At 69.0% G+C, this 310-nt stretch carries 1 protein-coding gene; it reads left to right on the top strand.

Annotated elements, in window-relative coordinates:
- Positions 1-310, top strand: a 310-nt coding sequence (locus PZH32_RS12470; protein WP_275208563.1) for a hypothetical protein, incomplete at both ends; no start/stop codon positions are given.

Here is a 310-nt window from a genome sequence, read left to right as displayed (position 1 = left end):
CTCAGGGCACCCTGGAACTGCCCGACGAGGGCGCCGAGTACCAGACGGCTCCGTGCGCCGTCATCTTCGGCTACAAGGTGCGCCTCACGGCGGCCGACTGGTGGAATCGCAATTGGGGCACGGCCAAGTACCTGCAGGGCGCGTCCTACGCCGTGGGCTCCCGCGATTACCAGTCCGACTCCGATCTGATCCACGAGACCGGCTTTATGACCGCGGCCGCCGAAGGCGACGGGGCCAGTCCCGAGGAGGCCATCGTGCTGCTGGGAGCCCAGACGACGGGCTCTGCCGTGCAGAACCGCGCCACCGTGGC

It is taken from the genome of Adlercreutzia equolifaciens, from assembly GCF_029076695.1.
Classification (GTDB): Bacteria; Actinomycetota; Coriobacteriia; order Coriobacteriales; family Eggerthellaceae; genus Adlercreutzia; species Adlercreutzia equolifaciens_A.
The sequence above is the reverse complement of the archived record's forward strand: the minus strand, read 5'-3'. Positions and strand labels throughout refer to the sequence as shown.